Annotated in this window: 17 protein-coding genes and 1 pseudogene; 8 read left to right on the top strand and 10 right to left on the bottom strand. The window is 44.7% G+C overall.

Annotated features, from left to right (window positions below; translation table 11 throughout):
- Window positions 1-73 precede the first annotated feature (73 nt).
- The 4 genes from B3S92_RS10830 to lnt all read right to left on the bottom strand — a co-directional run bounded on the left by B3S92_RS10830 (window position 74) and on the right by lnt (window position 6,154).
- Window positions 74-1,897: an aminopeptidase P family protein gene (locus B3S92_RS10830; protein WP_296205947.1), complete on the bottom strand. Its 1,824-nt coding sequence runs from the start codon at window positions 1,895-1,897 to the stop codon at window positions 74-76.
- A 162-nt stretch (window positions 1,898-2,059) separates the two neighbouring features.
- A complete protein-coding gene (locus B3S92_RS10825) occupies window positions 2,060-3,634 on the bottom strand; it encodes a peptide MFS transporter (RefSeq protein ID WP_296205945.1) in 1,575 nt (524 codons plus the stop codon).
- A 285-nt stretch (window positions 3,635-3,919) separates the two neighbouring features.
- Window positions 3,920-4,321 carry a hypothetical protein gene (locus B3S92_RS10820; protein WP_296205943.1) on the bottom strand — a complete coding sequence of 134 codons (402 nt, stop codon included), beginning with the start codon at window positions 4,319-4,321 and terminating at the stop codon, window positions 3,920-3,922.
- 258 nt (window positions 4,322-4,579) lie between these two features.
- Window positions 4,580-6,154: an apolipoprotein N-acyltransferase gene (gene lnt / locus B3S92_RS10815; RefSeq protein WP_296205942.1), complete on the bottom strand. Its 1,575-nt coding sequence runs from the start codon at window positions 6,152-6,154 to the stop codon at window positions 4,580-4,582.
- A 252-nt stretch (window positions 6,155-6,406) separates the two neighbouring features.
- Here lnt and recG point away from each other — a divergent pair, with 252 nt between their 5' ends.
- From recG to B3S92_RS10800, 3 genes are all read left to right on the top strand, one after another.
- Entirely contained in the window at window positions 6,407-8,647 is a 2,241-nt protein-coding gene (recG, locus tag B3S92_RS10810) for an ATP-dependent DNA helicase RecG (RefSeq protein WP_296205939.1), read from the top strand.
- 183 nt (window positions 8,648-8,830) lie between these two features.
- Window positions 8,831-9,739 (top strand): DMT family transporter, encoded by a 909-nt coding sequence (locus B3S92_RS10805; protein WP_296205937.1) that lies wholly within the window; start codon window positions 8,831-8,833, stop codon window positions 9,737-9,739.
- Window positions 9,740-9,838: 99 nt separating this feature from the next.
- Complete coding sequence (locus B3S92_RS10800) at window positions 9,839-11,560, top strand: flavin-containing monooxygenase (RefSeq protein ID WP_296205933.1); 1,722 nt, start codon at window positions 9,839-9,841, stop codon at window positions 11,558-11,560.
- A 109-nt stretch (window positions 11,561-11,669) separates the two neighbouring features.
- On the opposite strand, the gene B3S92_RS10795 is transcribed toward B3S92_RS10800, so the two are convergent.
- The 3 genes from B3S92_RS10795 to B3S92_RS10785 form a co-directional block, all read right to left on the bottom strand.
- Window positions 11,670-11,837, bottom strand: coding sequence for a hypothetical protein (locus tag B3S92_RS10795; protein WP_167366857.1), 168 nt, complete (start codon window positions 11,835-11,837; stop codon window positions 11,670-11,672).
- 418 nt (window positions 11,838-12,255) lie between these two features.
- The gene (locus B3S92_RS10790) at window positions 12,256-12,789 is read right to left on the bottom strand and encodes a DUF2058 domain-containing protein (RefSeq protein ID WP_296205952.1); all 534 of its coding nucleotides are present in this window, start codon (window positions 12,787-12,789) and stop codon (window positions 12,256-12,258) included.
- Window positions 12,790-12,924: 135 nt separating this feature from the next.
- A complete protein-coding gene (locus tag B3S92_RS10785; protein ID WP_296205928.1) occupies window positions 12,925-14,010 on the bottom strand; it encodes a PTS transporter subunit IIC in 1,086 nt (361 codons plus the stop codon).
- Between the two features lie 82 nt (window positions 14,011-14,092).
- On the opposite strand from B3S92_RS10785, the gene B3S92_RS10780 reads away from it, so the two are divergent.
- Window positions 14,093-14,683 (top strand): O-acetyl-ADP-ribose deacetylase, encoded by a 591-nt coding sequence (locus B3S92_RS10780; protein ID WP_296205925.1) that lies wholly within the window; start codon window positions 14,093-14,095, stop codon window positions 14,681-14,683.
- Window positions 14,684-14,686: 3 nt separating this feature from the next.
- Here the strand turns inward: B3S92_RS10780 and B3S92_RS10775 are convergent, their stop codons facing one another.
- On the bottom strand, window positions 14,687-15,415 hold the full coding sequence (locus B3S92_RS10775) for a glycosyltransferase (RefSeq protein WP_296205924.1): 729 nt from the start codon (window positions 15,413-15,415) through the stop codon (window positions 14,687-14,689).
- Between the two features lie 132 nt (window positions 15,416-15,547).
- Complete coding sequence (locus B3S92_RS10770) at window positions 15,548-16,972, bottom strand: FAD-binding oxidoreductase (protein ID WP_296205922.1); 1,425 nt, start codon at window positions 16,970-16,972, stop codon at window positions 15,548-15,550.
- Window positions 16,973-17,437: 465 nt separating this feature from the next.
- On the opposite strand from B3S92_RS10770, the gene B3S92_RS10765 reads away from it, so the two are divergent.
- Together B3S92_RS10765 and B3S92_RS10760 are read left to right on the top strand one after the other, a co-directional pair.
- On the top strand, window positions 17,438-18,550 hold the full coding sequence (locus B3S92_RS10765) for an OmpW/AlkL family protein (RefSeq protein WP_296205921.1): 1,113 nt from the start codon (window positions 17,438-17,440) through the stop codon (window positions 18,548-18,550).
- A 144-nt stretch (window positions 18,551-18,694) separates the two neighbouring features.
- Window positions 18,695-19,423: pseudogene (locus B3S92_RS10760) on the top strand (MOSC domain-containing protein).
- A gap of 167 nt (window positions 19,424-19,590) precedes the next feature.
- On the opposite strand, the gene B3S92_RS10755 reads toward B3S92_RS10760, so the two are convergent.
- The gene (locus B3S92_RS10755) at window positions 19,591-20,109 is read right to left on the bottom strand and encodes a hypothetical protein (protein ID WP_296205919.1); all 519 of its coding nucleotides are present in this window, start codon (window positions 20,107-20,109) and stop codon (window positions 19,591-19,593) included.
- Between the two features lie 541 nt (window positions 20,110-20,650).
- Here B3S92_RS10755 and B3S92_RS10750 point away from each other — a divergent pair.
- Window positions 20,651-21,991 (top strand): efflux RND transporter periplasmic adaptor subunit, encoded by a 1,341-nt coding sequence (locus B3S92_RS10750; protein WP_296205918.1) that lies wholly within the window; start codon window positions 20,651-20,653, stop codon window positions 21,989-21,991.
- 176 nt (window positions 21,992-22,167) lie between these two features.
- Window positions 22,168-25,254 carry an efflux RND transporter permease subunit gene (locus B3S92_RS10745; RefSeq protein ID WP_296205916.1) on the top strand — a complete coding sequence of 1,029 codons (3,087 nt, stop codon included), beginning with the start codon at window positions 22,168-22,170 and terminating at the stop codon, window positions 25,252-25,254.
- The last annotated feature ends 39 nt before the right edge of the window (window positions 25,255-25,293 follow it).

Here is a 25,293-nt window from a genome sequence, read left to right as displayed (position 1 = left end):
ACTTATGGGGTTCAGTTCATTTGGGCGGCTTTTTAAATACAGTCAATCTATTAAGGAAAGGCTTAACTTACTACTAAATAGCTTTAGTACGCTCGGTTAGCCACTCTAAAGCTTCGCCTTCAACACGGCCTTTTAACTCATTATAAACATGACTGTGATAGTCGTTTAACCAGTCAATCTCATCTTGAGTCAATAGGCTTGGGTTCACCAAGCGAGTATCAATCGGACACAAAGTGACGGTTTCAAAGTTTAGATAATGACCGAACTCTGTCTCTTGTGGCGTTGGTACTGGCTGGTTGATGACTAGGTTCTCGATACGAACCCCCCAGCGACCCTCACGGTATAAGCCAGGCTCATTACTGCTAATCATACCTACTTTCATCGCGCGCTCTGGCGGGGTGGTAGCACTGTAAGCAATCACCTGTGGGCCTTCATGCACGTTTAAGAAGTAGCCCACACCATGACCCGTACCATGACCATAGTCCATCTGAGCTTGCCATAAAGGCGCCCGGCAAATCGCATCAATGAGCGGTGAGGCTATACCATCTGGGAAACAAGCTTTGGCTAACGCAATATGTGCTTTTAACACCAGGCTGAAGTCACGTTTTTGGCCTTCATTAACCTTACCAATACCCACCACACGGGTAATATCAGTGGTGCCGTTTTGATACTGAGCACCAGAGTCAATTAATAATAAACCATCGCCCTCAAGGTAGCTAAACTTGTCTTCAGTGGCACGATAATGTGGTAGAGCACCATTTGCGTTAAAGCCAGCAATGGTTGGGAAGCTGGGTGATACATAATGGGGCTGCTTACTACGCACGTCAATCAACATGCTGTCTACATCTAGCTCACTTAAGCGCTCGCCTTTATTTAAGCGCGCTTCAAACTCACTAAAGAACTCGCACAGTGCGGCGCCATCTTGACGCATCGCTTCCCGTACATGCTCGATGTCCTCTTTTGATTTAACGGATTTGAGCAGACTGCTCGGGGCAATTTGCTCAATCATGGCAATGTCATCGCCCAAGTCATTTAGGGTACCGACCGCCACTTTATTAGGATCTAGTAGCAGTAAATCCTCAGGAGTCAATTCACTTAACGCACCTTGAACCTGATCATAATCCGCCACACTAATGCCGGCTTCATCCAATAACTTAGCAATATCTTCGCACACTTTAGCGCTGTCGATATATAGCGTCGCTTTGTCAGCGGTGATAATCATGTGGGCTAGGAATACTGGGTTGTAGTCCACATCACTACCGCGTAGGTTGGTCAACCAGGCTAGATCATCTAGGCTTGAAATAAGATGATGGGTGGCCCCAATTTGTTGCATCTGGGCCCTCACTTCAGCCAATTTTTCTGCAGCAGATTGTGACACAAACTGGGCGTCATGAGCATACAGCTGAGCCATAGGCAGCGCAGGGCGGTCTTGCCAAATCTCGCCCAATAAATCCAGCTCAGTAATTAGACGTATACCGTCTTCTTCACTGTCTGCCACTTCATCGAAAGCGTCTAATAAGCGGTCTTGTTCAGCCAGTGACAACACGTTGCCATCGATGGCCACACTGTCGCCAGCGTCTAGATTCTCTGCCAACCACTGAGCATGATTGGGCGAGCCTGGCTGTAGTTTTTGCAGCGTAATACCGGTATCTTCTAATTGAGCAGCGGCTTGTACCCAATAGCGACTATCAGCCCAAAGACCTGCGAAATCATGAGTCACAACCAAGGTGCCCACTGAACCGGTAAAGCCAGACAACCATTGACGGCCTTGCCAGTACTCAGGTAAGTACTCCGATAAATGAGGGTCAGCTGATGGAATGATAAGGGCACTGATATCATTATTTTTTAGAACTTGGCGTAATTGACTGATACGCTCTTGGATTACAGACTTGCTCATAATATTCCTCTGAATTAATGGTTTATTTTTTATTGTGTCTTTTTTGCCAATTTCAAATACAAAAAAACGTGCTACCAATGCAATTATGGTAACACGTTTGAGGTTTACAACCGTTTTCAGTTAGTAAGTCACTTAAAGAAACGTCATAAATCTACAGCTTGTTTAAACAGTATTGCGATGCTCATCCTCAGCTTCACTGCGATCTAACATGGCTCTCACTGGCTTTGATAATGCCAATAAAATCAGTGCAGTCACCACCAAGAAAATAGTCATAGTGGTAAATAAGCTGGGTAAGCCTTCAATGGTATCGGCTGAAACATGGCCGCCGAAGAAGGCCGCTACCAAGTTACCCATGGCCAATGAGGTAAAGAATAATCCCATCATTTGACCCTGCATGCCTTTGGGGGCAAGTTTGGTCATAGAGGACAATCCCACTGGGCTTAAAGCCAGCTCCCCTAGCGTCAATAGTAACAGACTACCGGTTAGCCATAAAGGCGATACCAAGGTATCCGGATTGGCAACCACCAACTTAGAGGCCATAATCATTAGACCGAAGCCTGCAGCGGCCAATAACATACCCAATGAGAACTTGGCCATACTATTTGGCTCAAGATTACGCTTGCCTAACCACACCCAAATCACACTGACAATCGGTGCCAACATCAAGATAAAGATAGGGTTTAATGACTGGAACCAGATGCTTGGAATGTCAAATCCAAACACATTTAGGTCGGTATAACGGTCCGCGAATAAGTTAAATGAAGTCGGTTGCTGCTCAAAGCTTGACCAGAATAAAGTTGAACCAATAATTAAAATGAAACAGATCAGTAGGCGCAGCTTATCGGTTTTATCCAGCTTAGGAGAGATAAACATATAAGCGAAATACAACAACACCATACCAGCGATGATATAGGTCATATACTCAGCAACCATACTCGGATTGAAGGGCATAATCCCTGTGGCAATCAGTACAATTAGCGCAATCAGAGCTGCTAAGAATACCCCTACCCAACGTCCGATATGCTGATACTGATCGTTGGCCACTTCCCACTCGGGGATAATGCCTTGAGCTTTAGCAAATCGTTTTAGGTTCTTTCGGGCAGCAAAGCGATAGACCAGTAGCGATACCAGCATCCCTAAACCGCCTACGCCAAAGCCCACATGCCACATTTGTCTTTCTTGGAATAGCCCCACGATAAGGGCGGCCAACAAAGCTCCAATGTTAATCCCCATATAAAATAGGGTAAAACCGCCATCACGGCGGGCGTCCCCTTTAGGGTATAACGCGCCTACCATGACCGAAATACAAGTCTTAAATAATCCTGAGCCTAGAACAATACACACCAGACCAATGAAAAACATCGACATGCCAAATAAGGCGGAAAGCGCGATAAATAAGTGACCTAAGGCAATAATAATACTGCCCCACCACAAAGCACGCTCTTGACCTAGCCAGTTATCGGCCAACCAACCCCCTGGCACCGCTGCTAGATACAAGGTGCCAGCAAAAATACCATAAATGGCAGAGGCGGTGGCATCATCAAAACCAAAACCTCCATTACTTATGGAGGCCACCATAAATAGCACCAATAGCGGGCGGATACTATAGTACGAAAAGCGTTCCCACATTTCGGTAAAAAATAAAGATCGTAACGGCTGAGGGTGGCCCATAAAGCCATTGTCTAGAGCTTGTGCCTCAGCAGAAGGTCCTGTCCGATTTGAGTCTGCATTACTCATAGTCTTAATTCCTTGGTTGTATAACAGTTAAACACACCACTCTCAACTGTACAGTGAACTCAGTCTATCTTTATATAGCAGTCTCTACAGCTAGCAGTTATGTTAGAGTCATTTCAAAAATTTCGGAGTAATAGTCTGATATTTTATAAAACGAAGTATTGTTTCATGAGCGCAGCAGAGGGTAAAGAAAAATTAGTGACGTTATATTAAAAAAACCCGCTCTATCATATAGATAAAGCGGGTTTTAGCCTGTTTTAACGGGCTTTAAACTCTCAAGACTGTTAATTACTGAGCTGTTTCAGTGGCCTCTGCAGTCGCTTCTGCTTCTGCTGGAGCAGCTTCTTGGGTTGCAGGCTGTGCGTCTGTGGCTTCTGCTGTCGCTTCAGCTGCAGTATCAGCCTCTGCTTCCGTAGTTGCTGTAGCTTCAGCTGCAGGGGTGTCAACAGCTTCTGCCGCTGGGGCAGCTTCAGTAGCTGTCGCTTCTGTTTCAGGCTGTGCCGTTGCCTCTTCAGCAACCGCCGCTTCCTCAGTGGTTTCTTCTACAGCAGCTTTAGGCGCCACATGTTTGTCTGCAGGGCGTAAAAAGGCTGAAATACCAATAAGAAGTACGATAGCCAAAAATGCAGCAGTCCCTACCAAAGCGTAGGCAAATTCTTTTTTTGGTTTATTTTGGCTTGCATCTGCCATAGGTCACCTATCTGTATAATTTGATAAAGGTTTAAGAAGAGGGGTTCCTCTGCCATGTAGTATTTAATTCATGTGGTAGTTTGTCTACGTTGCGCCTAATGACCACACTTCAGCACTATATCACAGTCAGAACCGATCACATATCTTGCTATTATATCGCAATTTGCTACCTTTTGTGAAAACGCCCTGTCCAATTTGTGGATTAATAGTACATTTTTATCAATCAACCCTAAAGTTGCTGTTATTTTTCGCTTAAATTTAGCGCTTAAAGGAACGTTTACCCAAGTAGCTTAACACTAGCATCAGACCTATTAATAATAAAATAGGCAGATTGCCAAAACGAACATAAGGCGTCATACCTGTGCGTGATTGCACCTCACCACGCAGCACCGTGCGTTCAAACTGCGGGGCTCGGGCCACAATCTTACCGGTGTGATCAATAATGGCAGTCACCCCAGTGTTGGTAGCACGCATAAACCAACGACCTGTCTCTAAAGAGCGCATCTGTACCATTTGTAAATGCTGTAGAGGCCCTGCTGAGGTGCCAAACCAAGCATCATTAGAGATGGTTAATAAGAAATCAGTATTCTGCGCATTGCGGCGTGTGGTATCAGGATAAGCCACTTCGTAACACACTGCCGAGCCTAAATTATGACCACGCACTTGAAGTGGTGACTGATTGGCAGGACCCCGGCTATAACTCATAATGTCTTGACTGCCCGCCAAGTTAGGAAACAGATCTAGAGCCCCTTGAAACGGAATATATTCCCCAAAAGGTACCAGATTTTGTTTTTTATAAAGCCCATCTGCTTGTGCCCCTAGTGCGATAACACTGTTATAAAATGGCGCGTATTTGTCGGTCTCCTGCTGATACGCAGCTTCATCTTTATAAGGAATACCGGTAACCCAAGTGGTGTCTGTTTGTTTGGCTACCTTCACCACTTCAGTGATAAAAGGCCAAGCTTCCGTTTGGAACATAGGGATAGAAGACTCGGGCCAAATGACCATATCTTGATCCCACTCGGTACTGCTTAGGGTGGCGTATATCTCAAGCGTTTTATAACGGTAATCGGTCAGCCATTTAAGGTCTTGCGGAATATTACCCTGTATCAAAGATACTTTTAGATTTTCAGTATTGGGCTTGGGCTGAGTCCACGCTGGATTGCCCAGCCACAGCCCAATACTCACTGCGATAAACAGCGCTGTCACCACTAAATAACCGGCCCGCTTACGAAACGCATCGACCAAACTGGCAGACAATAAAACGGCCACAAAAGACACCGCAAACACCCCAGCCACTGGCGCTAATGAAGACAGCCAGTACTGCTCAGTGAAAGCATAACCCACAAAAAGCCAGGGGAAACCGGTAAACAACCAAGTCTTCAGCCATTCTTGAAGCACCCATAAGGCAGCAAATGCCAACGGCTGCTTACCGACAAAGCGGTTGAAGATTAAGGCTAGAAAACCATGGAATAACCCCATGCCCAGCCCCATAACCGCAATGGCCAAAAGCGCCAAAGGTGCCGGAATGTCTCCATAATCATGGATTGAGGTATACAGCCAAAAAGCGCCCACACACCAAAGCCCCATACCATAAGCTTCGCCGATAATAAAAGCCCGCTTGTTGCTCATCGGCCCCAATAACAGAGCATATAATAAAGCTGGAGAAATCAGCGCAATAATCCAGTAACCATAGGGGGCTAGCGACAGCATGAACATCGCCCCAGCCAACCACGCCACAATCACCGCAGTCCCAATAGGCAACTGTGAGGTACTCTGGTGTTCATAAGGTTGATTTAATCTGTCTTGCACATGTTGGGTTGAGGCTCGCATGACCGCTCCGGTAACTGGTATCTTTAGGGCAATGAATGGCTAAACTGAGAGATTTATTTATCTAAGATAGGCTTAATAAAAACAGCGTTATCAAAACCACTATTTATAAAGCCAATAATATGCGTATGATAACAGTCTGGGCCAAAAAAATCTTAGGCCATATACAGGATATATAATAAGCTCTAATGATCCGGTGAAACAGCCGCTACTATAATAAACCCCTCTTACATTCAGCCAATCAAGAGACTCGCTATGCCAACTTCCTTAAACCCCTCTTCACAGGCTTCTGCCAATATAGCCCAAACTGCTGTGGACCTGCCCGTCCATGTGCTGGCAGGTGTTGGCAGCAAGATTGAAGGACAGCTTGAGCAGTTAGGGATTCAGCGCTTATTTGATTTGCTGCTGCATCTGCCTCGAGATTATGAAGATCGAAGTCGCTTGATTAATATTAACGACTTGCAAGATGGTCAATCCGCTTTGGTTGAAGGACAAGTAACTTACGTGGATAACAAACGTAGTGGTATGACCGTGGTGATAGAAGATGCTACCGGCGCCTTACAGCTACGCTTTTTTAAAGTGTATGCAGGATTGGCGCAGACCATGACCCTAGGCACCCGCTTAAGAGTGTTTGGTGAGGTCAAAATAAGTCGCTATGGCGTTCAAATGGCACACCCTGAATATAATGTGGTGGCGCCTAGTGCGCCTGTGGTTAATACTGGACTGCAACCTATTTATCCCACGGTAAAGGGTTTACATCAAAACAAACTACGCACCCTGCTTAAATTGGCTTTGCAAACCGTGTATCAACAAGGGCTACCGCTTACTGTCTTTAATAGCTGCGACTGGGAGGCGGTCAATCATTTGCCCGCTCCGTTACCAAAAAATACTTATGGCTTACCTGTAACAACCCCTACTCAACAAGCCGTTAATATCACTACCAACTCCTCAGCTCCCAGTTGGCAAAATCTGACTTTATTTGAAGCATTAACCTTAATCCATACGCCGCCAATGCACACCGATATAATGCTGCAAGTGGCGCAGTTACAACAGCTAAAAGAACGTACTCACCCCGCCTGTCAGCGCCTGATTATTGAAGAGCTGACGGCGCATCAATTGAGCATGCTTTATCGCCGTAAACAGTTACATCAGCACAAAGCGCCTAAGTGTGATAAAAAAAGCCCTCTAGCCGATAAATTACTGGCCAACTTACCGTTTAGTTTGACCGCTGCCCAAAACCGAGTGGTCAATGAGATTACCAGTGACATGGCCACCTCTATTCCGATGCTACGTTTGGTACAAGGTGATGTGGGAGCAGGTAAAACCTTGGTAGCTGCCTTAGCCGCTTGTTACGCACTAGATAGCGGCTGGCAAGTAGCGGTCATGGCACCGACTGAAATCTTAGCTGAGCAACATTTGATTAACTTTAAAGCTTGGTTTGAGCCCTTAGGTATCGGTGTGGGCTGGCTGGCCGGTAAGCAAACCGCCAAACAACGCCGTGAAGCCTTAGCACAAGTGGCGGAAAATGAAGTGCAGGTTGTGGTCGGCACTCATGCCCTATTTCAAGAGTCTGTAGTCTTTGCCAAGCTGGGGCTGGCTATTATTGATGAGCAACACCGCTTTGGCGTTGAGCAGCGCATGGCGTTAACTGACAAAGGCGTTGCCGACAGTACCCCGCACCAATTAATTATGACTGCCACCCCCATTCCGCGTACGCTTGCGATGAGTGCTTATGGCGATATGGATACTTCTATTATTGATGAATTGCCCCCAGGGCGTACGCCGATTACCACGGTAACCATTGACCGTGCCCGCCGCGATGAGGTAATTGAGCGGATTGCTGCCAACTGCAAAGAAGGCAAGCAGGCTTACTGGGTCTGCCCGCTGGTCGATGACTCTAGCACTTTAAATGCCCAGGCTGCTGAAGCTACTTATGCTGATTTAAGTAAGCGCTTAGATATTCGCATTGGGATGGTGCATGGCAAGATGAAAGGCGCAGAAAAACAAGCGGTCATGGCCGCTTTCAAAAATGGTGACTTGGATTTATTGGTGGCCACTACGGTAATTGAGGTCGGAGTGGATGTGCCAAACGCTTCGTTGATGGTTATTGAGAATGCGGAGCGTCTGGGCTTATCACAGCTGCACCAGCTACGTGGCCGTGTCGGTCGCGGCTCGACCAAAAGCTTCTGTGTGCTGCTATATCAAACCCCTTTGTCTGAAACAGGCATTGAGCGCCTCAATGTACTGCGTGACAGCAACGATGGCTTTGTGATTGCTCAAAAAGACTTACAGCTGCGTGGTCCAGGTGAATTATTAGGCAAACGTCAAACTGGTAATGTCGGCTATTATGTGTCGGATTTAAGTCGTGATGAGAACTTACTGATGATTGCCAGCCACTTGGCAAAGCGCTTGATCAATGATGACTCACGCAAAGCTGAGGTGACCCAATTAATTCACCGCTGGATGCCAGAGGCAAGCAAATATACCAATGTCTAAAGTTAGCGCGATGTAGCGGTGTGCATATTTTATGGGGATACATTTGGCCATAATACAAATATTTAATTTATCTCTATTTTGTTAATCATCTCCCCCAAATATTCCCACTCATCTTATAATAGCGGGATTTTCTATTATCTTATACAGCTGTTTAAACCAGCTATCTATGGATGGGACTTATTTGTGAGTAAACGCGATCTCATAACCTTCTTTATTCTTGCCTTTATGTGGTCGTTGTCCTTTATTTTCTATCGAATTGGGGTACCCGAGTTTGGCTCACTAGCCTTTGCTTCTATCCGCTTGGAGCTGGCTGGGTTGACCATGCTTATCTTCGTATTACTCAATCCAAAAAACCGCCAAGGCATCGTTGCTCAGTGGAAGCTGATGGCGATAGTGGGGTTATGTTCTACTGCCATTCCGTTTGTCTTATTTGGTTTCGCCGCCAAGTCAGTTAATGCTGGGGTACTTGCGGTATTAAATGCTTCTGTGCCGATGATGAGCGGGGTAATGGCCAGCTTGTTTTTTAATGACAAAATGTCCAAAAAACAACTGCTAGGACTGGCCATCGGTGTGGTAGGGGTTATCATTTTGATGAGTGAAACCCTATTTTCAATGTTCGGCAGTGACGCACAAAATAATCTACATACCCAGCTGTGGCCCATGGGATTTGCCCTTTTTGCTTGTATTGGCTATGCCGCTGGCGCCAATATAACTCGTAATTATTTAGAGCACATCTCCCCCATTGCGATTACTTCAGGCACTCTGATTATTGCCAGTATCGTCATGTTGCCTATTGCCCTCTACAGCTTTCCTTACGGGAAATCGATCAGTATAAAAGCTTGGGGTTCAGTGATTTGTATTGGCATTTTGTCCACGGCCATCGCGCTAATATTTATGAACCAGTTAATCAAAAGCATTGGTCCAGTTCGCGCCACCAGCATCACCTTGGTGATTCCAATTTTTGCCATTATTTTTGGCTATATTCTGCTTGGTGAGTCGTTGGATATTTTTGCCATTGTGGGCTCAATCGTGATTTTATTGGGAACTTATCTGTCTTTAGACTTATCTATTACAAAGCTGGCTAAAGCTTAAGTTTCCCTCCATAATGTTAATAGACAGATTAAACTGGTTTCATTGAAAATTATAACCCGTCTAGTAAAGCGATAATAAATCTTAGTTCAAGGATGACTCATGCGTATGCTCTGTAAGCAAAAGACAGCGACCCCTCGTTTAGCCCCCGAACCCTCTAGTCACTCAAATCAGCCAGCTATAACGCCAACTATAGCTTTGGTGGATAAATTACCCCAGCTGCCTCCCTTACCAAATCTACCCAGAAGAGCCACGGCCACAATGCGCCGACTGATACCCAGTCTACCCTTTCGTAAAAAAGAGCCACAACTTGAAGTATTGATTATTGGCGCAGGCATCTCTGGTATAGCTATGGCCACTCATCTAAGCCAAGATAAGTGGCTGTCAAAGTGGCTGAAAAAAGGACGTGTTGGGCTAGTTGAGAAACGCACGGCCATCGGGGGCACTTGGGATTTGTTTAAATACCCTGGCATACGCTCCGACTCGGACATGACCACTTTTGGCTTTGCACATCGTCCTTGGATGGGAAAAAAGACTTTGGCAGATGCCGCTTCCATTAAAGCCTATATTGAAGAGGCCGCAAAAGAGGCTGCCATTGAGCCCTTAATTGAATTTAATACCGAAGTTACTAAGATTGAATGGTCCAGCTCAGACAAATACTGGACCGCCACTTTAAAAGAGGTTGATACAGGTAAAACTCGAACCGTCACTAGCCGCTTTGTAGTAGGCGCAACGGGTTACTATGATTTCGAGCAAGGCTACCAACCTGAATTTAACGGTCAGCAGCAATTCAAAGGCCAGCTGATTCATCCTCAGCAGTGGCACGATAACATTGATTACGACAACAAACGTGTGGTGGTGATTGGTAGTGGCGCAACGGCAGTAACCCTAGTGCCCGCTTTAATACAGCCGCTAAGCCCTAGCCCAGAGCATGAAACCCAAAGGGCAGCCCATGTCACCATGCTACAACGCTCGCCTACTTATATCGGCAGTATCCCTAGTGAAGATGACAGCTTAAAGACGCTGACAAGCCGCTTTCATCTAAGCACACAGACCGCTTATGGCTTAGTACGTTGGAGAAATATTCTTCTTCAACAAGGCTTATATCGCTTTTCAAAAATAGCACCTAACATGATGAAAAAAAGCTTGGTGACACGGGTCAAAAATGAGCTTAAGGGCAGTGATGTGCCTATCGAGCATTTTAAGCCCCACTATGATCCTTGGGATGAAAGACTTTGTGCTGTGCCTGATGGGGATTTATTTAAGGCGTTAAAGACAGATAAGGCTGATATTGTCACCGATACCATAGAAAGTCTGACGCCAACCGGTATTGCGCTCACTTCAGGTCGTCATTTAGAAGCAGATATTATTATTACTGCTACCGGTCTCAAGCTACAAATGCTGGGCGGCGCGCAAGTGCTGGTTGATGGAGAGGTAATCACCGTAGACCAACGTATGACTTATAAGGCGGTGATGGTAGAAGAGGTTCCTAATTTGGCAGTACTTTTTGGTTATACCAACGCTTCGTGGACCCTAAAGATTGATTTGGCTTGTGACTATATTGTCCGCTTGTTGCGCCATATGCAGCAAAATGGACACAATACTGTGCTACCCAGCTCTATTGCTACCGATGGCGACAAAGCCATCACCCAAGCAGATACGGTTATGGGGTCACTAACCGCAGGCTATATAAGCCGTGCTAAAAATGTGTTGCCCAAGCAAGGAGATCGCTATCCTTGGTATGTTACCAACAACTACCTGACGGATATTGTGATGCTAAAATACCAACGCATTGCCGATAAATGGCTACGCTTTGGCCGTTAAATTGAAACCTTACTTTATCTACAGGGAAAAGGTTTCTAATAAAAAGTCTATAACAAAAAAAGAGGACAGCTTTCGCCCTCCTCTTTTTTTCATAAGCCATTAACTGCGCTTATTTCTTTTTAGCTTTCTTTTCTTTTTTGTCTTTCTTAGCTTTTTCTTTCTTTTTTTGGTCTTTTAGCTTGTCTAGCTCTTTGACCTTTTTATCTACTTTCTTTTTGGCTTTTTTGATGTCTTTCTTCAGCTCTTGTTTTAACTCTTTAATATCAGGCTTAGCCATGATTGACTCCTTTTTTGTTTATTATAGAAAACTTATAATTAAAAAATCTTATCCTTTGACACTTCAGGGCAGTCATAGTCATCTACTTATTAATCTACCCAGAGTTATTATTTAGCTGAATTACTAGTCAAAACACTCAGTAATCCGGTATAACGAGCGCTGTAGTCAACAAGGACTTCAAAGCCCGACAAACCACTGATTAAGCAATAGCGAACCTGCTAAATAATGACTTAAGTTAATAGTATCAAACTGGCTTTTTAAAACAAGCGTCTACTGTATTTGGATTGTAATATTAAATTGCACTACTTAATTATTGTTACTGTGCTAAATATTTATTATTAGTGAGCCACTACTAAGCCATTTCCCTAATAAAGACAAGGATTTATCAACGATTACAACATTAATGGCACACCTAGCACTACCACATTAAGTCATCTGGAATGACATAGGCCGCATACGGATCATCTTCAGCGGGTTCATCTTCTGCCTTGTCATTGGACTCAACAATAAAACCTTCCAGCTTCTCATTAATACGATCTGCTAACGGTCTTGGCAATAAAGCATAGCCTTCTTCCAATCGAGCAATACTAACGTGTCCAGCCACTATTTGATCAAACAGCTTCTGAGTGATATTTATTTTCTTAATTTTAGAATCATCTACGAAGCGGTACTCGATATCACCTTTGGTATCGGTAATTTGATGCTGATTAATCATCTGCACGATATTGGCTCTCAAAGTTTTTTCTTCTAGAGCCTGCTGTCTTTGTTGGTTTAGCTCTTGGTCTCTTTTGAGCTTCTCAGCCTGAGCCTCAGCCACAGATTTTTTGATTTCTGCATCGGCAGCATTGCCAGTACGTTTGGCGTGTTGGGCTTGTTTGGTTAGCTTTTTCGCTTTTTTCGTATCGACCAGCCCTGCTTTTAATAACTGATCCTGAAGCGCATTTTTTGCCACTGTCTTCTTTGCCATAGAAAAATCACCTAAGTCGTAAACAACAAATAAAAAAATAAATAAAAAATAGTTAGCGCATGGTAACAAGTTTCAGTAGCACAAACCAATAACTAATAGCCACTAAACATGTAGTATTGATTAAGGCAATTTCATATCACCGTCTTTGATCCAGCCTGCACGGCGCATTAACCAAGCCACCACGCCCGCAACAATTGCCGGTAATACAAACATTAGTAGCCCAATGGCCCACCAAATTTGGCTAGGGCTTAGTACCCCTGCTGATGCCTCTAACACCCCAAACACGCCCACAAAACCCGCCGTCCCCATGCCGGCACCACTGGCCGTACTCATCAGCCCAAAGCCCACTGTGGCAATAGGGCCAACAATTGCACTGGCAATGACTACCGGTAATAAAATAATAGGCTTTTTAAAGATATTGGGAATTTGTAGCATGCTGGTGCCCAAGCCTTGAGCAATGACCCCACTCATGCCATTGTCTTTATAGCTGGCTACTGCAAAGCCAATCATATGCGCTGCACAGCCAACCACTGCAGCGCCCCCTGCCAATCCATTAAGCCCAATAGCAATACAGATGGCGGCACTTGAGGTAGGCATGGTCAATAATAAGCCGACCACCACAGAGATGACTACCCCCATCATAAAGGGCTGCAATTGAGTGGCAATCTGAATGCCGGTGCCAATACTATTGACCAAACTAACAACAGGTGGGTTGAGCCAAGCACATACGGCCAGAGCCACCAAGCCTACTGCCCAAGGTACCAAAATAATATCCAGTTTGGTCTTGCCCTGAACCCAAGTACCGGCACGATAGGCAAACACAGTGGCTAGATAGGCACCGATGGGATTACCGGGTACTGCCAAAAACGTTGGCGGTGCGCCAGTTTGGGCTGTGAATAAGTGGCCTGCCATTAAGGCTTCAGAGTGGGCGCCCATCATGCCCGCTACTAAGCAGGCAAAAACCACTAAGGTTGGTGCTTTGAGATAGTAGGCAATGCCAACGCCAATCCCTGCTCCCATTAATATTGAGGCCAGTTTTCCCAAATCCATCAGCAATGGCATGTCTAATGCTAAGCCCACTTGGGAGAATATTAATCCTGCAATTAAAGTTACAAATAAACCCAAGGCCATGCCGGTGAAAGCGTCAATAAAATATTTATTAAAAAAATCACGCACAGGGGTAGCGGTAGTGGCAGACTGAGGCATAACCATATCCTACATAAAAGGCAATCGATAAAGACAATCGATTAAAATTATAATAACTATCAGAGTAATAAAGGAGATTTACATGTCTAGTTTAAAGCACCCCTTAATACAAAAACAGCTACAAATAACCGATGCCGAAGGTAAGCCCCATAATGTCACTTTAAAAGTAATCGAAGCCGACATCACGACATTGGCGGTAGATGCCATCGTTAATGCTGCTAATTCCACCTTACTGGGTGGTGGCGGTGTCGACGGGGCCATTCACCGAGCGGCAGGACCCGAGTTGCTTAACTATTGTCGTACCCTGCAAGGTTGCCCAACCGGAGAGGCCAAAATAAGCCCCGGCTTTAATCTTCCGGCAAAGTACGTTATTCATACGGTAGGTCCAGTGTGGCATGGAGGAAGTAGAGGCGAGGCGGAATTACTGGCCAATTGCTACCACAATTGTATAAAACTGGCTCAGCAGCATAATGTTACCAGCATTGCCTTTCCGGCAATTAGCACCGGCGTCTACGGCTACCCTATTAATGACGCTACTGATATTGCTATTAACAGTGTGCTACAGAGTTTAACTAAGGCAACACAGTTAGGTGGTATCATAGAAGAGGTTATTTTCTGCTGCTTTTCGGCCTCTGATGCGGCTCTCTATCAGCAAAAGCTGAAAGCAATTTAAAACTTATTTTGATTTATAGTGACCAAAATCGTAGCGTATTTTCTGATTGCGAATTTCACCGATTAGTAACCGATGCAGATTGGCATATAAATACTTACTGCCCGTTTTTAATATGCCATCTTGCTTCAGTCGTCTGGGGTCAAAAGTAAACCCAAGCGGCAATATCCGAAAATTAGTGTGGCTACTGGCTCTATTAACGTAATCACAGTCTTCACACAAGGTGACACTGATATCAAAGCCATTAATCGCGTTGTGAATGGATTTGGTGGAGAATAGGCAGGCACCAACCGCAGTAGGAAAAACATACTGGGTCAATCCTATGCCCATATTAAATAATTTATAGCCTACGATATAACGTTTTGGCAGCCCCTTAGGGGACAAATAAACCCCAGCCACCTCTAGCTGCCTAGTAGTAAGCTGTCGCAGTGCTTGTTGTATAAAATCTGGCGGCAAGCGCACATCCGCATCCAAAAATAGGAGACGCTGATGCTGAGCCAAACTGGCACCTGTATTGCGGCCCAAACACACCCCTCTTTGTTGCATTCGTTCGACATGTAGACTAGGCAGAAGAGGGGCATAGCTGTGCGCGATTGCACAAGTTTCATCTTCACTGTCTGAATCGACGACGATAAGCTCAAAGTCTTGATGCGTTTGTTGTACCAAATCATCTAGCAGGCCAGCTATACGCTCGGCTTCATTTAAGGTAATAACAACAATACTAAGTGAGGACACGGGGCCATCCTATATTGCACAAGATAAGTACGCTAAGAGTTATGCCAATCAAATATGGGCATAACTCATGCTACGACTTAAATATGTCAATATCATTATGCTAGCTTCGATTCCACTCAGCTCTTTAAGCGCTTAGGCCCCTAATTTGGCAGGCCAAATCTTACCAGGGTTTAAGATGTTGTTCGGGTCTAAAGCTTGCTTAATGGCTTGCATCACTAGTACTGCTTCGCCATGCTCATGTTGCATGTATTTTTGTTTACCTTGACCAATACCATGCTCCCCCGTACAAGTACCGTCCATATCAATGGCACGTTTTGCTAGACGACCGACCAAGTCCTCTGCGGTTTGCACCTCCTCAGGGTTATTGGTATCTACCAGCAATAATACGTGGAAGTTACCATCGCCCACATGACCGACAATAGGCCCTATCATGCCCGAAGCCTCAATATCTTTGGCAGTTTCGCTGACACATTCGGCCAGTCTTGAGATCGGCACACAAGCATCCGTAGAGAGTGCTTTGGCTTCAGGACGTAGCGCGCAGCTGGCGGGATAAGCATTGTGTCTGGCGTGCCATAACTTCTTGCGCTCCTCTTCGTTACTATCCCAAGCAAAATCTGATCCGCCGCACTCTTCAACAATATCACTAAAGATTTGTGCTTGCTCCTCTACCCCTGCTTCACTGCCATGAAATTCGACGAATAAGGTGGGCATCTCTTTTAAATTAAGGTTGGAGTATTGGTTACACGCTCTGACCTGCAAGGTATCTAGCAGTTCAATACGAGCAATGGGCAGACACATCTGAATGGTCATCATCGTGGCTTCACACGCCGCCTCAATCGTAGGGAAATGACAAATCCCACTACCCACACATTCTGTGATGCCAAACAATTTTAGAGTGATTTCAGTGACAATACCCAAAGTGCCCTCTGAGCCGATCATTAAGCGGGTTAAATCATAGCCTGCTGCTGATTTCTTGGCACGGGTGCCGGTTTTGATGATTTTGCCTTCTGCTGTGACTACTTCTAATGCCAACACCACATCTTTCATGGTGCCATAGCGCACTGCATTGGTGCCTGAAGCACGAGTCGCTACCATACCTCCGATAGTCGCGTTAGCACCGGGATCAATCGGGAAAAACAATCCAGTATCACGCAAGTAGTGGTTTAGCTGCTCACGGGTAACCCCAGGCTGTACCGTTACCGTTAGGTCTTCATTATTGACCTGAAGTACCTCATTCATCTCGCTCATATCAATACATAAGCCGCCGTAAGGCGCGTTCAGTTGCCCCTCTAAGGAGGAGCCTATACCAAAGGCAATCACTGGCATTTGATATTCATTGCAGATGGCAACTGCTTTGGCAACGTCTTGCTTATCACGAGCCACAAGCACGGCATCGGCAGGCTGGTTTTCTAGCCAAGTCATAGTATGTGCGTGCTGCTGACGAAGGGTTAAGTTGGTACTCAATTGACTGCCAAATACGGCCTCTAGCTTTTGCAACGCTTCAGCATAATCTTTTTTTTCGATATTTTCTAAACCTACATTAGAGCTCTCACTCATGCGATTCACCTATATATTTAGTGGTTTATATCATCGGTTGATGGAGTTTATAAGCTATTGTCACATAAAAACTTATTAATTATCGTCTGCCTACGGCTAACTTACAACCGGTAGTTGCTGCTAAGCTTAAGTATATAAGGCATTTGTTTTATAAGTAGTTTTACCCGCTATTTTAGATTTGTAGATTGACTATGTGCTTCAAGTTTTCTAGAATGAAGCTATTATTGAAACATTTATTAATAAGTTAATACTTTGCTATAAATAATTGTTTCAATCAATAAAGGATAGCTACAGGGACGTTCGACGTATTGGCTGTATAAGGGTTGCGCTTTATCTTTTAAGGCCTCTACTCGTAATCTCCTTTATGACATAGCCTGTCCTGTCCAATGTACTTATCTTTAAGTATCCTATTAATCTATTTGATTATCACCAATATTGTAATTTTCTTTTATACAAGGATGTATCATGAAAAAGACCCTATCCATTGCCTGTGCTGTAGCAGCGCCTATCTTATTCAGTCAATCTGCCACTGCCGCCTTTGATTATTTCAAATCAGGCGATGATGGTTTCAAACGCTACTCTATCTCTGCTGGTTGGTTACATGCTGAACCACAAGGTAAAGCTACTCCTGTCAAAAATACTACAGCAATTCGTGATGGCAAAGTATCTCAGAATGGTAGTGTTACCGCCGGTGCTGTAAAAGATGTGATAGACCCGGCTCAAGGTGAAGCTCGTGTTAATGAAATTAATGGCTTATTAGGGATTTTAGGTGATGATGCTGATTTAGGAACACTGGGTGCTTCAGGATCAACTGTCATTAATGGATTAGGTAATTTTGCTACTCCAGGTACCGGACTTGAATCAGATACTGTTGATACTATAGGCATGCTATTTACCTATTATGTCGATGATCATTGGGGCGTGGAAGTTAAAGCTGGTATTCCCCCTAAAGTTGATATTTTAGGTAAAGGTGAAGTGATTGCTCCTTTTAGGGGTACAGTGACCCCTACTGGTATAGGAGCAGGGTTAGGTGACTTCGATATCAAAGATGACATTCAAATCACAGATATGACCCGTGGCGGTGGTGTGGCTTCCACTGCTCGTGCTTGGCTACCGGCTGCCTTAGTGCAATATCAATTTGGTAAGCCTGGAGTAAATAAATTCCGTCCTTATGTGGGCGCTGGTGTGATGTACGCCTATTTTGATGATATTAAACTTAATAAAGGCATTGGCCAAGACTTACAAATCGCAGCTGGTCGATTGGAGCTAATTAACAACGATAAAGCTGGTGCTGCGTTAGGCACTAAAGAAGAGATTCGCGATAATAAAGATGCCGGTGTTGCCGACATGAAGGTTAAGGTAGAAGCTGACAGTGCTTGGGCGCCTATCATTAACGTTGGTGCCACTTATGACTTTGATGAAAACTGGTTTGCTGTGGGCTCAATTAGCTATGCCAAGCTAGACAGTGATACCACCATTACTGTGAAAAACAAGGAAGGGAATCAGCTAATCGAGGCCAAATCTAATATCGATATCGACCCTTATATTACCTATTTAGGTGTGGGTTACCGCTTCTAATAAACTGGCCAAAATCTAGATTGTTAAAAAAACGCACTTTGAATAGTGCGTTTTTTTATGCGCTTTGATTAAATAGTCAAAGTAAGCAGTCAACATTTTGTTATAGTAAAAACACAACAACTTAGTGAAAGTGAAGTATTTATTATGACCCAATCCTTCTCAGCCTCACAAATAGACAGCCCGTCACTAACTTCTCCGCTACACATAGCTACTCTAGAGTGTGTGCGGACTGGTAAAGCGATGCCCTTTACCCGTGAGCAATTAAGTGCAATCAATAAAGCACCAATTACAGAGCCTGTAGCAGTGAATTACTTAGGCTTAGTCACTGATGAGCAGGCTGACAGGCGCCATCATGGTGGCCATTTAAAGGCAGTGCATCAAATGAGTAGCGCCACTTACCATAAACTGAATACCGAGTTTAATCTAAAGTTAGACTTAGGCTTACTGGGTGAAAATTTAACCACTACTGCAGTTGACGGCTATGAGGAGATGACTGAAGCCACTGTCTGTATTGGTGATATTTACTAGTTCGGAGCAGAAGAGGATTGTGTCCAACTAAGGGTAGTTCAACCAAGAAGACCTTGCTACAAAATCAATGATCAAATTGGGCCGACTGCCAGTAACAGAAACATTGCTTCATGGGTTACTAGCCAAGGTATTTCAGGATGGTATTATCAAGTGGTAAAAGACGGTATTATGCAAAATGGATTGCCTGTCTATCTTGTACACCGCCCCTATCCTTTTGCTAATTTACAGCAGCTCTGGACTCTGGCCAATAGCAAACAAAAAATTAGCAAAGAGATTATAGATCCGTGGTTGGCCATCGAATGTTTGGAAGACAGTTGGAAAAAAGTATTAGCGAAAAAAATCTAGAACCGACTCTAGGCCAATTTTAGGGCAATTATTTTTCGGTTAATTCTAAGACAATTCTTACCTAGAAAAGTTATTAAAAGAGTTCGGCGTATCGTATAAAGGGCAATAAAAAAAAGAGAGGATAAAAATCCTCTCTTCTAATTCCCTTGGATGAGATAGCCCACTAATTATTGGGTTCTAAAGCGGCGGTTCTCTTGCACTTCAACTTGACCTGGCTGAGTCGCTTGTAACTCACCTCGCTTATCTTTCACTTTTTCCTGTAGGGTTATAGGGGTAGCTTCGATATCACCCCCAGCTTCTCCAACTAAAGTAGGCGTAGTATCAATATTAGCTGGCGCTGGTTGTGCTGCAGCTTCTGCTACTTGTGCCATGTCTTCAGCAGCTTCTTCTCCCTCAGCCACTTCAGCTGTGGCCTGTTCAGCTACTGCTGCTTGTCCTGGCTGTGTAGCCAATAATTCACCATCTTCGTCTTCAACTTGTTGCTGTAAAGTGTTCTCGACTTCATTAGTGTCTTGCTCAGCTTCAGCTGTAGCTTGTTCAATATTGGCCTGAGCAGTCGGGGCTGCTTTAGGTTGTGAAGCCGCAGAAGCGGTACCAGAAATAGCCAGTACACCAGCCACTAAAGTTGAAAGCATCAAGCGGTTTGTTGTACGTTTTGACAAATCTTGTTTATCATTAATAGGCATTATTATTCTCCAAAAATCATTATAAGCTGCTAGAGCTAATCAGCCAATTGAGCCCTTACTCATTCGCCTTTCACTCTTTGGTATTTCCGTGATATAACGGAAACACGTTATATAAAGTTATTTTTCTATAATCAAAATAACGTTCTTCTAAATTTCAACTTATCCTAGTATAGGGAGCAAAAAAGATATTTTGATAATGGATTTGTAAAGTTCTTCTTGTAAGTTGTATATCCCTACCCTAGTTCTTTGCATAACTGTTGTTAATCGGTTTCACATTTTAAAAACCAATCTTCTTTTTATAAACCCCTATAAGTCATAGCTTATGACTAACACACAAAATCTATTAGCTTAATTTAACACTCAAAGATATAAGTAAAAAATTACTAATTAAACTCCAAATGAGCCACGATTTAATTAAGATTTTATTTATAATGAAAGTAAAGAATTTAGTACGATATCACTCTAAACAAAAAGTGTTTATTTAACGTATAATTTAAATTATTTTTTTATTTATCCAAACCAATGTGTTTGCGAGACTGATATGACGAATAACTCTGATCCTAACAACAAAACACCCAGTGAGATTCCTAGCACTGCTAAGGATACCTCGCCAAATCCAGAAACTTCTGCAGTTAATACAGATCCGGCTTATACGCCCTATAGTGCAGAAGCGGTTAAGTCGAAGCCGAATTGGCTTTGGGTCTTACCTCTAATTTTGGTTGCGTTGGCCATTGGCTTGTTCGCAGGCAAAATGTGGGGCGAGAAACAAACTGAAGACAATGGCCTTGAGGCTGAAAGATCGGTTTCTCCGCAAATGGGCACCGCCACAGGGGTCACTGAGATTGAAAAGGAAGTAAGTCAAAAGCCCGTATTGACTGTTGAGACAGTTACGCCCTCTCAGTCTAGTGTGACTAACGATTTAACTGCCGATGGTACCATTAGTCCTGAGACTACCTCGACCGTAAGCGGTAAAGTGAGTGGGGTTGCCATTGATAAAGTCTTGGTCAGAGAAGGCGATCAAGTCAAAAAAGGTCAAGTATTGGCCATCTTTGATACTGACGCGATGCAGCAGCAACTGATTCAAGCCAAAGCAGAGTTGGCAGAAGCCGAGTCTAGCTATGAATTGGCCAAGCGGGATGCTGATCGAGTTCTTCCTTTGTTAAATATCAATGCTATCAGCCAACAAGAGGCCGATCGCTACGTGGCCACTGCTAACCAAGCTGCCGCTTCGGTAGCTGCGTCAAGGGCTCGATTAAACAATCAAAACCTTAATATGCAAAACGCCAAGGTAACCGCTCCTGTCAGTGGGGTTATTAGTGAAAAATCGGCTAATGTGGGCAGTGTGCCTGGCCCAGAGCCTCTATTTACCATCATTGAAGAAGGTAAGCTTGAGTGGCAAGCCCAAGTGGATCCCAATAAAGTGGGTGAAATCAATGTGGGCACCCCTGTTGAAGTCAGCTTACCAAACAATAAAAGCGTTATGGGTAAAGTTAGCCGTATTTCACCTACAGCAGAAGATGGCAGCCGTCAGATTACCATTTATGCCTCTTTGGCCAGACACCCTAACGCCAGAGCAGGTATGTATCAACGCGGTACCTTTAAGTTGGGTAGCGATGCAAAATCGACCATTCCAGTCAGTGCAGTGGTTACTCAAGATGGTTACGATTACGTGATGCAAGTGAAAGCCGTGAAAGATGAGAATCGTGAAACCATTTATCGCGTGAGCCGAGTTAAAGTTAAACTTGGTGAGCGTCAAGGGGACCGTGTGGTATTGCTAGAACCCCTTCAGGGAGAAGCCAATATCGTACGCCAAGGTGGCAGCTTCTTAAGTGACGGTGACGTTGTGACCATCGCCAACCCTGAATCCGCTAAAGCTGAATAAGTATTGTTATAGTTTAACTGAGTTTAGGAAGGTGAGATCTGCTAGGTTATCTGTTAAAAAATTAAAGCTTATTTGTTAGTGGCTCGTTTGTTAATGGATAACCCCGCCCTCTCGCCTACTCTTGCTTCGCCGTACCTTTCTTACTTTGATTTATTTCTCCAAGCAGGATGCCCTTTATGAGCCTTAATGTCTCAGCATACTCCATTCGAAACCCTCTGGTTGCCATTCTTCTATTCATACTACTGACCCTCGGTGGTATCTATGGATTTATGCAAATGAAGGTCCAGCAGTTTCCTGATATTGACCTGCCCGCTGTGGTAGTCACTGTGACTCTGCCAGGTGCCGCCCCTAGCCAGCTGGAAAATGATGTGGCTAAAAAGATCGAAAACAAGATTGCCAGTATCGAGGGTGTGAAGCACATGAACACCACGCTCCAAACTGGGGCGGCTACGGTGACCACTGAATTTGTGTTAGAAAAGGACATTCAAGAAGCCGTAGACGATGTGCGCTCAGCGGTAGGAGAAGTCCAGGGAGACTTGCCCGCCGCAGCCAATGACCCTATCGTAACCAAGGTCACCACTGCCGGTCTGCCTGCTGTTACCTATACCGTTGCTGCCAATGGGGTTAGCCCTGAGGACTTATCTTGGTTTGTCGATGACACTATTAATAAGCGTCTGTCTGATATCAAAGGCGTGAGTACCGTAAGCCGAGTGGGAGGGCTGGAACGTGAAATCAGTGTTGAGGTAGATCCCATAAGTCTTAATGCCCTGCAACTGCCTATTACCCAGCTATCAGAACAAATCACTGGTATTCAGCAAGACAGCTCAGGCGGAGAATCTGAGGTGGGCAGCAGCAAACAAAACATTCGTGTTTTGGGGGCGGTTAAGAGTGCTAGAGAGCTTAATGATTTACAGATTGCCTTACCCACAGGGGGCACTCAGCGTCTGGGTGAGATAGCAACCATTACCGATGGCACAGCTGATCCTAGCTCTATCGCTAAATTAGACGGGGAAACCGTGGTTGCCTTTAACGTGACTCGCTCCCGCGGCGCCAGTGAAGTAGAGATCGTAAAACTGGTGGACGAAGAGTTGGCTAAGCTACAACAAGATATGCCCAACTATACCATCACCAAAGTATTCGATCGAGCCACCCCAGTTGAAGAAGATTATAAAGCCTCGCTTAGAATGTTAATTGAAGGCGGGTTGTTAGCGGTAGTGGTGGTATTCCTATTCTTGCGTAATGTGCGTGCCACTATTGTCGCGGCAGTTGCTCTACCCCTATCTGTGATCCCTACCTTCTTAGGTATGTATCTGTTCGACTTTAGTTTGAACCTCATTAGTTTATTAGCACTGTCCTTAGTAGTGGGAGTATTGGTCGATGATGCCATTGTAGAGGTAGAAAACATCATCCGTCACTTGCGCATGGGTAAGACCCCCTACCAGGCCGCAATGGAAGCCGCGGATGAGATTGGCTTGGCGGTAGTCGCCACAACCTTTACTTTAATTGCAGTCTTTTTGCCCACTGCCTTTATGAGCGGTATTGTTGGACAATTCTTCCGTCAGTTTGGGTGGACAGCCGCCATCTCTATTTTTGTCTCGCTAATGGTAGCCCGTTTAATCACCCCTATGATGGCCGCTTATGTGCTACGTCCTGAAAAGGGGCATGTCGAAAAGACCGGGCGCATCATGGAGATTTATTTAAAAACAGTCGGCTGGACGCTACGTCACCGCTGGATTACCTTGGGCACCACTTTACTACTGTTCGTAGCGTCGTTGACTTTAGTGAAGTTTTTGCCGACCACTTTTATCCCAGAAAACGATATTGATCAAACTCGAGTCGGTATCGAGCTCACCCCAGATGCCAGCCTACAAGATACCGGTCGTATTACTAAAATGGTTGAAGATCGGATATCTCAAATTGAAGGGGTAAAAAGTATCCTAAGCGTGGTGGGCGACCCACAACAAGCCAGCTTGGATTCCTCTTCTAGCTCGGGTAGTGTTTCTAATGCGGCTAGTGTGGATATTGTGCTTGAGCCACGCGGAACACGTCCTAGTAAAATAGAGATTGAGCGCCTGATAACCGACGCTTTATCCACGGTTCCAAGTGCAAGATTTGATATCGGCTTATCTAGTGGCGGTGAATCTGGCTATAGTTTTGCGCTGACCAGTACCAACTCTGAGCTATTAGAGCAAATGGCGCAGCAGGTGATGAATGAGATTCGCTCTTTACCGGAAGCCGGCAGTGTCACCAGTAACCGCAGCTTGCCACGCCAAGAGCTTTCTATTGTTCCTAATCGCACTGCCATGGCCGATCAAGGTGCCACCACTCAAGGCGTTGCTGATACCTTACGTGTGGCGACTTTAGGCGATTATGAACAACGATTATCTAAGCTTAACTTAGATACGCGTCAGGTGCCTATCGTGGTGCGCTTACCACAAGAAGCAAAAAACAATGTCAGCCAGTTGGCAGATTTATATGTCCCAACCTCAGGAACCACAGGCGCTCGAGTGGGTGAAGTTGCTGACCTATCATTTGGTACAGGACCTTCTGAAATCCTACGTTTTGATAGAGAACGGGCTATTACCATTAACGTTCAAGTCGCAGGCGGTGAGTTAGGGGGCCTAGTAGAAGCCGTGAAATCGATTCCATCACTGCAAGAAGGTAATATTCCCGAAGGTATTTCAATTATTGACCAAGGTCAGGCTGAGAGTATGTCTGAATTATTTGGTGGCTTCGTGATTGCCATTTCTGTTGGCATTATCTGTATCTTTGGGGTGCTTATTTTACTATTCGGTAAAGTGCTTCAGCCTTTCACGATTTTGATGGCGTTACCTTTGTCTATTGGCGGGGCTTTTGTGGGCCTGGTATTGACCAAAAGTAGCTTATCTATGCCTTCAATGATTGGCTTTATCATGCTAATGGGTATTGCTACCAAAAACTCTATTTTGTTGGTGGACTATGCTATTTTGGCCGAAAAAGAACACGGGTTGAATCGTTTTGACGCTCTTCTAGATTCTTGTCGTAAGCGGGCTCGACCTATTATCATGACTACCATTGCCATGGCTGCAGGCATGTTGCCTTTAATCTTTGGTCTCGGAGACGTCGACTCTACTTTCCGCCGTCCTATGGCAGCTGCGGTATTAGGGGGGCTGTTCACCTCGACCTTCTTAAGTTTAATTGTCATTCCTATGGTTTATACTTTTATGGATGATATTTCTAACTGGTTTGCTAAATGGCTACGTCCGCATGGTAAAACCGAGTAATCACTAATCCTTTAACCAGTTTTTTATGTTACAAACGAA

It is taken from the genome of Psychrobacter sp. UBA3962 (genome assembly GCF_002385225.1).
In the GTDB taxonomy this organism is placed as follows: domain Bacteria; phylum Pseudomonadota; class Gammaproteobacteria; order Pseudomonadales; family Moraxellaceae; genus Psychrobacter.
Note: the sequence above shows the minus strand (reverse complement) of the source record. Positions and strands in the feature narration are given on the sequence as shown.

Bases quoted from the DNA above. Each gene is read 5' to 3' on its own strand.
- B3S92_RS10795 (WP_167366857.1), bottom strand. From the start codon at position 11,837: ATGGCTAAGCCTGATATTAAAGAGTTAAAACAAGAGCTGAAGAAAGAC.
- B3S92_RS10765 (WP_296205921.1), top strand. From the start codon at position 17,438: ATGAAAAAGACCCTATCCATTGCCTGTGCTGTAGCAGCGCCTATCTTA.
- recG (WP_296205939.1), top strand. From the start codon at position 6,407: ATGCCAACTTCCTTAAACCCCTCTTCACAGGCTTCTGCCAATATAGCC.
- B3S92_RS10785 (WP_296205928.1), bottom strand. From the start codon at position 14,010: ATGCCTCAGTCTGCCACTACCGCTACCCCTGTGCGTGATTTTTTTAAT.
- B3S92_RS10830 (WP_296205947.1), bottom strand. From the start codon at position 1,897: ATGAGCAAGTCTGTAATCCAAGAGCGTATCAGTCAATTACGCCAAGTT.
- B3S92_RS10820 (WP_296205943.1), bottom strand. From the start codon at position 4,321: ATGGCAGATGCAAGCCAAAATAAACCAAAAAAAGAATTTGCCTACGCT.
- B3S92_RS10750 (WP_296205918.1), top strand. From the start codon at position 20,651: ATGACGAATAACTCTGATCCTAACAACAAAACACCCAGTGAGATTCCT.
- B3S92_RS10825 (WP_296205945.1), bottom strand. From the start codon at position 3,634: ATGAGTAATGCAGACTCAAATCGGACAGGACCTTCTGCTGAGGCACAA.
- B3S92_RS10780 (WP_296205925.1), top strand. From the start codon at position 14,093: ATGTCTAGTTTAAAGCACCCCTTAATACAAAAACAGCTACAAATAACC.
- B3S92_RS10755 (WP_296205919.1), bottom strand. From the start codon at position 20,109: ATGCCTATTAATGATAAACAAGATTTGTCAAAACGTACAACAAACCGC.
- B3S92_RS10770 (WP_296205922.1), bottom strand. From the start codon at position 16,972: ATGAGTGAGAGCTCTAATGTAGGTTTAGAAAATATCGAAAAAAAAGAT.
- B3S92_RS10745 (WP_296205916.1), top strand. From the start codon at position 22,168: ATGAGCCTTAATGTCTCAGCATACTCCATTCGAAACCCTCTGGTTGCC.
- lnt (WP_296205942.1), bottom strand. From the start codon at position 6,154: ATGCGAGCCTCAACCCAACATGTGCAAGACAGATTAAATCAACCTTAT.
- B3S92_RS10800 (WP_296205933.1), top strand. From the start codon at position 9,839: ATGCGTATGCTCTGTAAGCAAAAGACAGCGACCCCTCGTTTAGCCCCC.